This window comes from Nostoc flagelliforme FACHB-838, assembly GCF_014698065.1.
Classification (GTDB): Bacteria; Cyanobacteriota; Cyanobacteriia; order Cyanobacteriales; family Nostocaceae; genus Nostoc; species Nostoc flagelliforme_B.
On sequence record NZ_JACJSI010000182.1, the window covers coordinates 1 to 11,993 of the forward strand.

General features: G+C 42.1%; 15 protein-coding genes. 11 read left to right on the forward strand and 4 right to left on the reverse strand.

The window, feature by feature from the left end:
* The first annotated feature begins 52 nt into the window (after positions 1–52).
* The 4 genes from H6G97_RS35960 to H6G97_RS35975 all read left to right on the forward strand — a co-directional run bounded on the left by H6G97_RS35960 (position 53) and on the right by H6G97_RS35975 (position 3,580).
* Positions 53–514 (forward strand): hypothetical protein, encoded by a 462-nt coding sequence (locus H6G97_RS35960; RefSeq protein ID WP_190945359.1) that lies wholly within the window; start codon positions 53–55, stop codon positions 512–514.
* A 184-nt stretch (positions 515–698) separates the two neighbouring features.
* Positions 699–1,361 (forward strand): hypothetical protein, encoded by a 663-nt coding sequence (locus H6G97_RS35965; protein WP_190945361.1) that lies wholly within the window; start codon positions 699–701, stop codon positions 1,359–1,361.
* 82 nt (positions 1,362–1,443) lie between these two features.
* The gene (locus tag H6G97_RS35970) at positions 1,444–2,112 is read left to right on the forward strand and encodes a hypothetical protein (RefSeq protein ID WP_190945363.1); all 669 of its coding nucleotides are present in this window, start codon (positions 1,444–1,446) and stop codon (positions 2,110–2,112) included.
* Between the two features lie 616 nt (positions 2,113–2,728).
* Positions 2,729–3,580 (forward strand): helix-turn-helix transcriptional regulator, encoded by an 852-nt coding sequence (locus H6G97_RS35975; RefSeq protein WP_190945365.1) that lies wholly within the window; start codon positions 2,729–2,731, stop codon positions 3,578–3,580.
* A gap of 4 nt (positions 3,581–3,584) precedes the next feature.
* Here the strand turns inward: H6G97_RS35975 and H6G97_RS35980 are convergent, their stop codons facing one another.
* Positions 3,585–4,559: an SDR family oxidoreductase gene (locus H6G97_RS35980; RefSeq protein WP_190945367.1), complete on the reverse strand. Its 975-nt coding sequence runs from the start codon at positions 4,557–4,559 to the stop codon at positions 3,585–3,587.
* A gap of 68 nt (positions 4,560–4,627) precedes the next feature.
* Positions 4,628–5,530 carry an AraC family transcriptional regulator gene (locus tag H6G97_RS35985; protein ID WP_190945369.1) on the reverse strand — a complete coding sequence of 301 codons (903 nt, stop codon included), beginning with the start codon at positions 5,528–5,530 and terminating at the stop codon, positions 4,628–4,630.
* 222 nt (positions 5,531–5,752) lie between these two features.
* Between H6G97_RS35985 and H6G97_RS35990 the strand changes: the two genes are divergently transcribed.
* From H6G97_RS35990 to H6G97_RS36010, 5 genes are all read left to right on the forward strand, one after another.
* A complete protein-coding gene (locus H6G97_RS35990) occupies positions 5,753–6,811 on the forward strand; it encodes an alpha/beta hydrolase (RefSeq protein ID WP_190945371.1) in 1,059 nt (352 codons plus the stop codon).
* A gap of 52 nt (positions 6,812–6,863) precedes the next feature.
* On the forward strand, positions 6,864–7,406 hold the full coding sequence (locus tag H6G97_RS35995; RefSeq protein ID WP_190945373.1) for a nuclear transport factor 2 family protein: 543 nt from the start codon (positions 6,864–6,866) through the stop codon (positions 7,404–7,406).
* A 248-nt stretch (positions 7,407–7,654) separates the two neighbouring features.
* On the forward strand, positions 7,655–8,227 hold the full coding sequence (locus H6G97_RS36000; protein ID WP_190945375.1) for a nuclear transport factor 2 family protein: 573 nt from the start codon (positions 7,655–7,657) through the stop codon (positions 8,225–8,227).
* Positions 8,228–8,234: 7 nt separating this feature from the next.
* A complete protein-coding gene (locus tag H6G97_RS36005; protein WP_190945377.1) occupies positions 8,235–8,660 on the forward strand; it encodes a hypothetical protein in 426 nt (141 codons plus the stop codon).
* Positions 8,661–8,804: 144 nt separating this feature from the next.
* Complete coding sequence (locus tag H6G97_RS36010) at positions 8,805–9,521, forward strand: SDR family oxidoreductase (RefSeq protein ID WP_190945380.1); 717 nt, start codon at positions 8,805–8,807, stop codon at positions 9,519–9,521.
* A 97-nt stretch (positions 9,522–9,618) separates the two neighbouring features.
* Here H6G97_RS36010 and H6G97_RS36015 read toward each other — a convergent pair whose 3' ends face one another.
* Both H6G97_RS36015 and H6G97_RS36020 read right to left on the reverse strand, forming a co-directional pair.
* Positions 9,619–10,170: a hypothetical protein gene (locus tag H6G97_RS36015; RefSeq protein WP_190945382.1), complete on the reverse strand. Its 552-nt coding sequence runs from the start codon at positions 10,168–10,170 to the stop codon at positions 9,619–9,621.
* A gap of 17 nt (positions 10,171–10,187) precedes the next feature.
* On the reverse strand, positions 10,188–10,931 hold the full coding sequence (locus H6G97_RS36020) for a ParA family protein (RefSeq protein ID WP_109013426.1): 744 nt from the start codon (positions 10,929–10,931) through the stop codon (positions 10,188–10,190).
* 148 nt (positions 10,932–11,079) lie between these two features.
* Between H6G97_RS36020 and H6G97_RS36025 the strand changes: the two genes are divergently transcribed.
* Both H6G97_RS36025 and H6G97_RS36030 read left to right on the forward strand, forming a co-directional pair.
* Entirely contained in the window at positions 11,080–11,475 is a 396-nt protein-coding gene (locus H6G97_RS36025; protein ID WP_242055741.1) for a hypothetical protein, read from the forward strand.
* A 36-nt stretch (positions 11,476–11,511) separates the two neighbouring features.
* Positions 11,512–11,937, forward strand: coding sequence for a type II toxin-antitoxin system VapC family toxin (locus tag H6G97_RS36030; RefSeq protein WP_190945384.1), 426 nt, complete (start codon positions 11,512–11,514; stop codon positions 11,935–11,937).
* The last annotated feature ends 56 nt before the right edge of the window (positions 11,938–11,993 follow it).

Genomic DNA, 11,993 nt, shown 5'->3' on the forward strand with positions numbered 1-11,993 from the left:
GATTGCTTTGGCATGATGGATCAGCTATTGGATAAAACCAAAGAGGTTAAAGGTGACAAGAGCGAAAAAACTGCGTAAGAGTCTGTCACTGCCTCGCTTTCAACCGATGGAAAATACGCCTTTAGCTGTGGTGGCTGATTACCTCAATTCTTTGGAGGTAACTGTTGCTAAGAGATTGCTAGAAGAAATGTTGGTGATGTATTTTCTGCCACGCGCTCACTATAAGTTGGGGGGTTGCTCACAGCAGCAATTGACAAATTCATATTTGATTTCACGGCGAATGGCAGAAAGTCATTTTGGCATTATGGCGCTGGAGTTGGGGCTAGAGCCAAGTGTTTATAGCTGTGTGTCTGTGCCATTAAATCAGGCTCCAGCACCCCTTAACGACACACCTGGGGATAGCCAGAAGCTATCACCCGAAACGCCATCAACTGTTGAGCAAGCAGAAACTCCGCACTCAAGTTTGATTGCTGGTGAAGAATCAGTTGATTTAATGGATCAGCTGTTTGGTTGACTAGCTCCAATTTAGTGAAACTGTGGCGGCTTATTGAGTTCTACTTGGGACTGCATGAACCGCCTTCAATGCAAGAAGTAGATGTGCTTTTTGAAGTAGATTGAGCAAACAATATTTTAGTGGGAGCAGCAGTTTAGAATCAAAACAGCGTTCAAAAAAAATTACTCATTTTCAGATTGTTTGCATGATCATTACTCACGATACACAGCAGTTATCAGTCAATCCTCAACAGATAAGGCCAACAGAGCCACTAGAATATCGTGCAATTGGTCGGCTCTGGGGGAAGTATGTACCAAGTAGTGAGCTTATTTATCAAGGGCAACTAATAACTGCTGACGGTGTAATGCTTGAGACAAAGCTTGCTAGGAGAGCATCGAAATTAGTTCAACAATCTCAACTTGATTTATCACTTGATTACCTGTGGACTGTTTACCCCAGAACACCATTCAAAGATTCTCCGACCCAACTTCGGGTGACTTTGATAAATGTTCGCAACGAAAAAAAATATACCGACTCAGTAAAAAGCGAATTGCAGTTAGTAGCTGATAACTTTTCTATACAAGGATTAGTTGTATATCAAGACTATGAACTTGGGATAGTAGAAGTAAAAATTCACCAAAAGCCTCAGAGAGACTTTGAGCCACCTAAAGATTTCCAACTAAGACTAATCGGATTTTTACCATCAAATTCGATTAAGAAATTCTGGAATTTTAATGTGCGACGTGTCGGGACTAGCTTAGTAATTCAATCAGGGGAGTGCATTAAATTACAGGAGCGTGAGCAATCTCCAACTTCAGATATATCAACTATATCAACCAGCACAACGGAAGATACTACTGAGGGCTAATCAAACAGAAGAAGTGCAGTCATTTCCTGCTCAATTGCTGATTTAATCAACGTTTAAGAGTGCATTGCCGCAATAATTTATTATGCCTAAACGTAAATCCACCAAGACTAATAGTTCACCATCAGATGCCGCACAGCTACCGCCAGCTATTTTGCGTGTAGTCAAGCAAAAAAATAATGCCACAGACGATAATAATTCTGCACAATCTTCATCAGCATCAACTAGCGTACCAACAGAAAATCAGCCAGTTGAGCCTGAATTAGAAATAAATAATAACCAGAGTAAAAGCATTGAGTTGTCAGAAACAAACAGTAGCTCTGTCATTACTGATGATGCTGTGTCTCAAACAATAATAGTAGATAATGAACAGTCAGATTTACCCCAAATCTTAGAGGCAGCACCAGTTAATTCATCATCATCAACTGTTTTTCTTGAAAATACCTCTGGTGAACATGAGCAATCAGAGATAGAAACAGAGCAACCGCAAATAGCGAAAAAACCAGCCTATAAAAAGTTATCAACAGCAACTAATAGTTCAGGACAGACTTTTACTGTCAAACAAAAGATTGAGGTAAGTACAGGTAACTTTGGTACACAAACGGTTTTTATTATCTCTTTATATGAAGCACCAGATAGCAGTATTTGGGCTTATTACCATCCTGTAGATAAAAACCAAAGACAGCTATGGAAGCGGGGGTGCTGTCGGATTGAGGATTTGAAAAAGCTGCCAATGGGAGTAAGCACTGATTAACAGTGTAAATAGCGATTTTATTGAAAAGTTGTTGTGAAGCGATTTTGAAGAAAAGGTGATCACCGAAGACATCCACCAATAGCTCATTGTAAGATGGGCATATATACAGAAATCCTTATAGCGAACTCTCATTATTCAATTGTGTCCTTTTAGTCACATCAACCACATAAATTGCCCCCAGAATATGGGGGTATTTTTATGGCGGTAGTGGCGAAAGCGAGGTAACAATCAAATGAGCGTGGCTCACTACCATCTGAGGTAGTGTTAGGCGAACGCTGTAGACATCAATGAATCTAGAAGACTTTGAGGCATCGATTACACGTTTGACTAAATAAGTGGAATTGCAGAATATCTTTAATATATAGAAGACTTGTTGGGTAATAAGCTCAAAAATCCTTGAAATCTGCTTGTAGCAAGCTTTTTATTGATTTCTGACCAAAATTATTGAAACCCAGACTCCCTAAGCCTTTCAGCGATTTTAGTCACTATTTCCCGACAACTCTAAAGTATTAATGTTTGTACTATGCACACTTTAAGACTAAGGTACGCCAACTCAATTAAAATTGAGACTAATTAAGGTATATAAATATTAAGGTATAAAATATCTAATTCTCTGATGCAACAACGCAAGCCTCAACAGACGGCAGTGATTCTCAAAGCCGAATGGAATGACTTGATTGTCGAATACGGTCGTTTGGAAGAGATCGGAGATTTCGACTTTGCGATGCCCAAACACGCTATTAGTGTGGCGTTTCTTCCCCACAAACGTGTCACTTGGTCTGTGGATGGAGGTAAGCCAGAAACCGCCCCTATGCCTGCCGGAAGTGTGTTTATGTATTCGGAGCGTGAGTTTGTCTGGCATCGGCGGGAAAAGGAGAGTGAATATGTAAATCTGAAAATAGAGCCGTTGTTGCTCAACCGACTGGCAGATGAAAGTGGACTCTCTACTCCTGTTAAGTTGGAACACCGCGTAATTTTTCCAGATCAAACTATTCTGCATATAGCACAGCTGTTAAAGTCTGAAGTAGTCAGTGGTGGTTTGGCTGGCAATTTATATGTCGAGTCCTTGCAGAATGTGCTGGCAGTGCATCTGCTAAGAAACTACGGTGGAGTATCAAGTAACTCCACCTTACAGGAAGCGGGTGTTCTCGATATATTAAAGCTCAAGCAAATTAAAGATTATATTGAAGATAATTTAGGCTCGGAATTAGCGATCGTGGATCTGGCTGCATTAGTACCCATGAGTCAGTTTCATTTTGCTCGTGGATTCAAAACACTGGTAGGAGAACCACCACATCGCTACATTCTGCAACGACGAATCGAACGGGCAAAAGTATTGCTCAAGGTAACACGGTTGTCATCAGCAGAAATTGCCTATCAGGTAGGTTTTTCCAATCCAAGTCATTTTACCGCCCAATTTCGCAAGCTTTCCGGGGTAACGCCAAAGCAATTCCGCGATAGTGTTTAAATTTTCAAGCTGTGTAGATTGTGTTGTAGCCAAGTGCTACATCTATCACCTCACCGGAAATAAAGCGGGCATGGTCACTAGCCAGGAAAGTGGCAGTATCGGCAATGTCTTGGGGATCAAGTGCAGGCTTAACCTTTAAGGGCAACATCGCACCGACTAACTTGTCTTGCTCTTCAAAGCTTTTAACACCTGTCGAGCGTAGTTGCCCTTGTGAGCGATACAAAGGAGTATTGACAGGCCCTGGTGCAATAGAATTAACGGTAATGTTAGACGGGCCCAATTCCATCGCTGCTGATTTGGTTAGACCAATCACCGCCCATTTAGTAGTGCCATAAGCACCATTGCCCACTACACCCTGACGGCCGCCGATGGAGGAAATGGTAATGATGCGACCACCCTGACGCGCTTTCATGTGGGGGATAACTGCCTGTATTGTATTAAATACACCGTTAATATTGACATCAATTGTGTCGCGCCATTGCTGTTGGTTTGAGCCTTCAATTGTAGTCCAGATAGCGATACCAGCATTGGCAACTGCAATATCTATACCACCAAGTTCTTGTGCAGTAAGGGCTGCGGCTTCGCTCATGGCCTTATGGTCACGTACATCGACCTTGAGCTTGAGTGCTTTAACTCCAAGCGCACGCACAGCAGCCACAGTGTCCTCCAGTTCGCGCTCGTTAGCTAGGCGGTAGCCGGAGATGGGCATTCCGCCAGTCGGGTCAGCAATATCTAGTAAAGCAACATTAGCGCCGTTCCTGGCGAAATCGATGGCGATCGCTCGTCCAATACCACGAGCGGCTCCAGTTACCAAAGCGACTTTGCCAGCAAGAAGTCTAGAGGTGGTAGGTTGGGGGCGATCGCCTCTTTGTTCCTGAGCTACGGTTTTTTGGGAGTTAACAGGCGATATTGCCCCTAAAACTATTCCTGTAGCAGTTAGAGCAGCACCTTTAATGATTTCGCGGCGATGTTGTGTCATTGCTTTTTCCTCATGAACTCTGGGTTCAGCTTAAGAGGCGCAACTTAGGCAAAATAGTAAATTCTTGCTTAAGTTGCCCGCAGCTTGGCAAAAACCTTGGGAGAAACACCTACAGTTCGTTTGAAAGCTTTACCAAAATGAGTTTGGTCGTAGAATCCAACTTGTAAAGCTATATCGGTCAAGTTACTATCACAGACAGTTATTAACTTTTTGGCTCGTTCCACCCGATTTTGTAGGACATATTGGTGAGGAGATAGCCCCAGAGAATTTTTGAACAGACGCGCAAAGTGGAAAACACTTAAATTCAAAAGTTCTGCTAGATGAGTGAGGCTAAGTTCCTCTGATAGATTGGCATGGATATACTCGATTATTTCTCTTAGTTGCAGCGACGAGAACTTATCGCGTGGTCGAGAAAGTTTTTTGGGATAAACGCTGTGCTGTTGGAGTAAATAAAGCGCAAACGCCAATGCTAATGATTCACCGTAAAGCACTCCCCCATAACTTCCCGATATCAACTCAGCTTTAAATCGTTGAGCAAAATCTGCAATTACAGGGTCAAATGTAGCACGTTGTTCTTGAAAGCCAGTACCTTCTTTGATACCACTATCTTGAAAACTGCGGTCAACGAATGTATGGTCAAGAGCGATTGCTAGAAATTCAAAGCGACCATGCCAACGGGGAAAGTTAATTTCTCCGTGGGACTGCAAACAAAACTCACCCCTATGTAACAGCTTGCTTCGCCAACGGTTGTTATCCTTCCACTCATAGTTGATAGGTTGACCAGTATGAACTATAAGGCGATGTCCTTGAACATAATGTTCAGGCAGTTCCATCGCCGGAATGCTATGCATTTCCACAACAATACTACGCCATCCAGCTTCGGTACTTGATAGCTGTACACATCCTTGGGGTGCTGCCAAGAATTGTTTTGCGGTAACAGTGTCAATCAAATGGATTTGACTCTCAGGCATTAATGTCTTTAGAACATATATGGAGCGAGACGAGCAACTTTGGATTAGTTAATTTTACTATGCAGTAACCCAACACCAAGCAATGACTACTGTTTTTAAAGCCGAGCAAAATGAATTGAGTTGAGCATAATTTTGATATAACCGCGCAAGAATCGGGCGTGAGTTTTTTGGGCAGATTCTCTAAATTGTACTTAACAAGCAAAAAACAACCCAGAATCAACCATGAAAGCAATATCCTCTATCATTAAAGCTTCTGCCCTCTCACTGGTATTAGTAGCTGTTAGCACTTCTGCTATAGCTCAAAATATTTCGGCAAGCAAGAATTCAACAAAGCCGCAAGTGCAGCAAGCTTCCGATACTATCATTGCTGCTAACAGTTACAAACCCGGTGTAAATCGAGTCACATTTCAAAGCGAAGGCGAAAAACTGGTTGGTAACTTATATTTACCTGCAAACTACAAAGCTGGCGATAAGTTACCCGCAGTGGTTGTTGCAGGTTCTTGGACAACAGTAAAAGAGCAAATGCCAGCCACTTATGCTCAAAAGCTTGCTGAACAAGGATTTGCAGCCTTGGCGTTTGATTTTCGCTTCTTTGGGGAAAGCGGCGGTAAGGTTCGAGGTTTTGAGTCTCCCAGTGCCAAAATTGCAGATATCAAAAATGCTGTCAGCTTCTTGCAAACTGTTGAAGCTGTCGATGGCAATCGGATTGCCGGATTAGGAATTTGTGCTTCGGCAGGCTACATGGCAGTAGCTACAGCAAGAGATTCCCGCATCAAGTCATTTATAGCTGTTGCACCTTGGATTCATGATGCAACAATTGTCAATACCATCTACGGTGGAGAGGAAGTTGTAAAAGCAAAAATTGAGTCGTCACAGGCAGCACGAGCCAAATTTGAGCAGACTGGCAAAGCAGAATACGTTCCTGCCATTAGCACTACAAATAAACAGGCCGCGATGTATGGAAATGTAGACTACTATCTCAATCCCAAACGGGGTGCAATTCCTCAATGGGCAAACCAATTTGCGGTAATGTCTTGGGGAGAATGGTTGACTTTTAGTGCCATGCCACAAGCCAAGCAAATCAAGGTGCCAACCCTGTTTATCCACAGTGATCAAGCCGCGATTCCTGATGGTGCGCGTCGGTTCTTTGCAGCAATTCCAGGGAAGGACAAAGATATAGTTTGGTTTCCTGAAGCTCAACAATTTGATTTCTATGACCAACAAGCAACTATTAATCAAGCTGTTGCTCTCACTGTTAAGCAATTGAGAACATCTCTATAAAAGTTTTGAGCTTCATCGTTTCTGGGAGATTGTAAACAAGGAATTTAGGAAGATGTTAATCCAAAAAGCTCTGATTGGCGTAACTTTAATGTTGGGTTTATTGACAATTGCACCTCAAAGTCAGGCTGATACAACAAATATCCCTAAAGGAAATACTAGTGCCGAAACTGTCCGCCAAAAGAATGAGCAAACCATCCGCAGATATTTCGAGTTGCTGTCCCAAAAACGCATGGATGAATGGTTAAAGCTATGGGCGGATGATGGCGTACAGGATATGCCTTACTCTCCTGCTGGATTTCCTAATCGAGTTGAAGGTAAAGCCGCAGTTGCCAAACATTATTCTGCGTTACCTACTAGTGTTGGGCGAATGGTGTTCCCTGACTTGAAGATTTACCCAACCACTGACCCCAATACTTTCTTTGTAGAATTTCGCGGCGAAATTGAAGTGCTGGCAACGAAAAAACCTTACAACAACACCTACGCTGGACTCTTCAAATTCCGTGATGGACAGGTCGTACTATTTCGTGAATATTACAACCCTATTGTTTTTATTGAGGCTTGGGGCAATCCCAGTGGCTTTACTGGGCAACGGTAATCAAGCAGTGCGCCAAAAGAAGAAACTTTAAACAATTTTCAATTTTTATACTCATTAAAGAGCTAGGAATATGTCTCTCAACACCTATTACACTCTCGGACGTTCTGAACTACGCCGTCTGGCCTTTGCGTAGCAGTTGGATCTAAGCCTGCTTTCTACCAAACAGATGTGCTGATTCAGTCAACGGGCGCTGCTGTATCTTAGCTACTGTATAGAATGTAACTCAAATCATATTGTTCAATACAATCATGAATCACCAACGTCGTAATATCCTTCTTACTTTAGGTGCGGGCTTGACAGGATTTTTTTCTAGTACAGCGATTGCCACTGCTCGGACTAAATCTCCCACCCAAGCAAATACCCAAGTAACTATGAATACCGCAACACTGCAAAAATTAGTAGACCGCACTGAAATTATCGATGCCGTAAACATCATTGGCATGGGTGCAGATTTACGAGACTGGAAAGCGTGTCGTGCAGCCTTTGCTGACAAGGTTTTTACTGACTACACTTCCCTTAACGGTGGCACTTCCAATACTGTAGTAGCAGATACTTTAGTTGCTGGTTGGGCAGACTTTTTCAGCAAAACTTTCAAAGCCACTCAGCACATGATTACCAATCATGCAGTGATAGTTAATGGCGATAAAGCGACCTGCACTTCCAACTTTCGGGCGCATCACGTCTATCTTGACGGTAAATCAGGTAAAACTTGGACACTGGGTGGATTCTACAATCATGGGCTAACCCGGATCAACGGACACTGGAAAGTTACACAAATGAAAATGACCTGGACTTACGAAGAAGGTAATCGCCCCAGTTAATTGTATTATGCAGCCTGATATTTTCATTCTCAAAGCTTCTTGGGATGGGATTAGAGTCAAGTATGTACGTTCGGCCAAACTACCTCAAGGCTCAGGCAATACTTTAATAGTAAATATTGCGATACTCCACTTAGGAGTCACTGCCACAATTGCAGAACAATTTGAATCCGATTGGTTGACTGATGCCCAGAAAACTCCACTTCTAGATTATCTGCAAATCACACTCAGCCCTTTAAGATTTAAGCAAATTGTTGACCAAAAAATGCTTTCTCTCATCCAGCAGCCTATCTTAAAGATGCAGATTAATGACCCCTCGATTCTTCATTTGGCACATCTGCTACGAGCCGAAATGGAAACTCCAAAATTCCTGAGTCAACAGTTCGTTTCTTCAATTGTCACTACTCTCATAATCCATTGCTGGCAGCAATTGTGACTATGGTCATGCAAAAATCCCTAAATATGCAGCGGTTTAAGATACGATGTCGTAAGTTTAACGATGTTGTCGGTGGAGTATAGCAATAGCAAAACAATCCGATTGTCAGCTAGTGTAGCCGATGTTAAGTTGTCAGAGGTGTGAATGCGGTTATTGAATAAAGTAGTAGTTGTAGTCGGAGGCGGTTCAGGAATTGGATTAGCTGTTGCAAAACTGGCTCATTCCGAAGGTGCAACCGTCATTATTCTAGGACGTTCATCTACCAAACTTGAACAAGCAAAGGGCTTAATTGGAGCCAAGGTAAAAGCAATTGCTACAGATGTAATAGATGAAGCAGCCATTAGTCAAGCATTTGCCGAGATTGGTGCATTTGATCATTTATTTATTTCTGCTCAAGATGCTTCCACTGCTCCATTGTCAGAAACAACGATGGAGAAACTTCGTCCTACTTTGGACAGCAAAATTTGGGGAGCTTTCCATGTGGTGAAGCACGGCATCTCCCAAATACGCACCAATGGTTCAATCACCTTTATTTCAGGTTTAGCTGGTCGTCGTGGTTATGCTGGGTTAGCGGTAGCTGGAGCCGCCAATGCAGGAATTGAGGCAGTTGCCCGGAATTTAGCAGTCGAGTTAGCTCCTATTAGAGTTAATACTGTTTGTGCTGGTGTAATTGATACTGAGATGCTTGATAAAGTTTTTGGTGAGCAGCGCGCAGAGGTTGTCGAAGCTATCGCTGAAAAACTTCCTGTAAGACGAATTGGCAAACCCGAAGAGATTGCCGATGCAGTTTTATTTCTCATGGGTAATGGTTTTATCACAGGAGCAACTCTGCTAATTGATGGTGGAGATGCGTTAGTTTGATTACAATTTTCGGCTTACCCACATTTCCTGCCCATTGATTTTGGGGGTGGTCATTCTGTGTATGAGGATGCTACTCAGGCGATCGCACACTCATCTTTCAAAGTTTGTCCCGGCTTTTCTGCCTTGACATCAATACCTCTATCAAAGCTGTACGCTCAGAGTTAAACGACTCTAAAAGTTGTACTAAAGCTTCTTCTACAATCACTTCTTTATAAGGAGCATTGGCTTTTCCTAACTCTAACTGGAGTGTAAGGTGCAGTTTGTCTAACTGATGCAGTACCTCTTCACTGATTTGAAATGTAGATTTACGCAATGAAACTTTTTCTACGTTGACTTGTTGACTTGTTAGCAAGTTAGCTTTCTGGCTGGTTGAATTGCTGTTTGGTTGAATGGTTGGCGTGTTATCCTGCTGACCTGTTGAAGCTTCAGATGTATATTCACTCTTGGATTGCTGACTTGTTGACTTGTCAGCTTCTTTACTGGTCGGCACTTCATCTTGCTGACTTGTTGACTTGTCAGCTTCCTTACTGGTTGACACTTCATCTTGCTGACTTGTTGACTTGCCAATTTGCTCAAACCCAGCTAAAACTTTATCGGTCGAGGACAACGGATCATTATCGTCATTTAATCTGGCGCGTCGTTTTGTCATCTGTCTTTTCACCTTAATTAGATTGCAGCAATTAAATTAGCGATTAACTGGTAAGGCTGCACTAATTTGGGGTCTTTAGCATAGATGTGAATGGGTTCGCCTGCCAGATTTGACTCAGAGAACTTGATTGACTTCGGAACGGCTTCAAATATCTGAATGTTTTGTAGTCTCTTATTTAAGGAGGCTAAGACATCTTGAGTCATGACCGTATTTTCAGCCATTGTTGGCAGTACTCCCAGTATTTGTAATTGGGGATTAAGACGTTTTTGAACACTTGCAACTGTTTCCAACAGTGCAGCCAGCCCTTTTAAAGCGAAAAATTGACACTGCACTGGGATAAGAACTGCATCCGCAGCTGCCAAGGCATTAACCGTTAACAGTCCCAAAGAAGGTGGACAGTCAATTAAGATGTGATGGAATTGCTTGAGTACGGGAGCTAGTCGCTCTTTAAGGATGTAAAAGTTACCTACTTTCATGAGTATCTCCGTTTCTCCCTTAGCTAAGTTGATGTCAGCAGGCAATAAGCTGAGTCCAAATTTAGTAGAAACTACTCCATCGATGACTTCTGCTTTTTCTGTAATAACGTCGTAGCAGCTAATCTGGTCATCAGCCACTTCTACTCCCAGCCCTGTGGTGAGATTACCTTGAGGGTCAAGGTCAACAGCGAGGACAGTATCCTTAAGAGCCAGTAGCCCCCCTAAAGATATAGTGGAGGTAGTTTTAGCTACCCCTCCTTTTTGATTTGCTAGTGCAATAATCATTGAATTTTAGGCCAAACATTTTGCCTATGAGCTTACTGGCAAGTCATTAATATAGCAAGTTAGGTTTACAACCAGGCAACTTGCTAAAAAGTTGGGTTGTCAACCAGCTAACTTGTTGGCAAGTTAGAAAGTTATACTCTTGCCTTGTATGCTAGATGTAGAAGAGTACATTATTGTTCAAGGCTTGGTAATAATTAAATATATGGTTATCAATTTCTCTTCCGTAACGTTACCTCAGTCTGAAAACTTGAAGTTACATATCCTACTGGAACGTAACAATGAAGGAAATGTAATAGCTTCTGTCCTAGAATTTCCCAACACTCAGGTTGAAGCACCTACTACTGAACAAGCTGTGCAAGAATTGAAAACACTTTTGTCAACTCGTCTTGAAAAGATAGAAATTATTCCATTAGAAATTCAATTGCCTCAAAGCGAAGCAGAAAATCCTTGGATAAAATTTGCGGGTGTGTTTAAAGACGATGCAGATTTTGCTGAAATTGCTAATAATCTCAGAGCAGAACGTAAGGCAGTAGATGAAGATTAAAAGGCTGAGGATTAGATTCAGATTGAGAAATGCAGGATGAGTTTTTATATACTCGACACAGACCATGTTTCGCTTTTACTTCAAGGAAACCAAGCTGTTATATCTAAAGTTGCTCAAGTTTATCCCAATTTGGCTATCACCATTGTCACAGTTCAAGAAATTTTTAACGGGTGGGTAGTCAAAATTAATAACCGGACTGAATCTGCTAACTTAGTAAACCTTTATACTAAACTGTGGACTACTCAAGAGTATTTCAAAGGAGTGAGAATACTCAACTTTGATACTGCTGCCTACACTTGCTACCAGGGTTTACTCAAAGAAAACCAGCAACTCAATAAAAAAAGACTACAGAAAGATTTGCGAATAGCTGCGTTCGCGAAGCGTCTCCTTTGGAGAATCGCTCTAAGAGGGTGTTTGAAAAGTTTTAGGGAGTCAAAATTTAAGCAAGTCGCCTCACCATAATACGGATCATGGAAAGGTAGATAAAAGTCTCAGAGGTTTCGGGCAATAACTCATAA

Bases quoted from the DNA above. Each gene is read 5' to 3' on its own strand.
- H6G97_RS36025 (WP_242055741.1), top strand. From the start codon at position 11,080: ATGCTAGATGTAGAAGAGTACATTATTGTTCAAGGCTTGGTAATAATT.
- H6G97_RS36020 (WP_109013426.1), bottom strand. From the start codon at position 10,931: ATGATTATTGCACTAGCAAATCAAAAAGGAGGGGTAGCTAAAACTACC.
- H6G97_RS35985 (WP_190945369.1), bottom strand. From the start codon at position 5,530: ATGCCTGAGAGTCAAATCCATTTGATTGACACTGTTACCGCAAAACAA.
- H6G97_RS35970 (WP_190945363.1), top strand. From the start codon at position 1,444: ATGCCTAAACGTAAATCCACCAAGACTAATAGTTCACCATCAGATGCC.
- H6G97_RS36000 (WP_190945375.1), top strand. From the start codon at position 7,655: ATGAATCACCAACGTCGTAATATCCTTCTTACTTTAGGTGCGGGCTTG.
- H6G97_RS36005 (WP_190945377.1), top strand. From the start codon at position 8,235: ATGCAGCCTGATATTTTCATTCTCAAAGCTTCTTGGGATGGGATTAGA.
- H6G97_RS35980 (WP_190945367.1), bottom strand. From the start codon at position 4,559: ATGACACAACATCGCCGCGAAATCATTAAAGGTGCTGCTCTAACTGCT.
- H6G97_RS35990 (WP_190945371.1), top strand. From the start codon at position 5,753: ATGAAAGCAATATCCTCTATCATTAAAGCTTCTGCCCTCTCACTGGTA.
- H6G97_RS36030 (WP_190945384.1), top strand. From the start codon at position 11,512: ATGAGTTTTTATATACTCGACACAGACCATGTTTCGCTTTTACTTCAA.
- H6G97_RS36010 (WP_190945380.1), top strand. From the start codon at position 8,805: ATGCGGTTATTGAATAAAGTAGTAGTTGTAGTCGGAGGCGGTTCAGGA.
- H6G97_RS35995 (WP_190945373.1), top strand. From the start codon at position 6,864: ATGTTAATCCAAAAAGCTCTGATTGGCGTAACTTTAATGTTGGGTTTA.
- H6G97_RS36015 (WP_190945382.1), bottom strand. From the start codon at position 10,170: ATGACAAAACGACGCGCCAGATTAAATGACGATAATGATCCGTTGTCC.
- H6G97_RS35975 (WP_190945365.1), top strand. From the start codon at position 2,729: ATGCAACAACGCAAGCCTCAACAGACGGCAGTGATTCTCAAAGCCGAA.
- H6G97_RS35965 (WP_190945361.1), top strand. From the start codon at position 699: ATGATCATTACTCACGATACACAGCAGTTATCAGTCAATCCTCAACAG.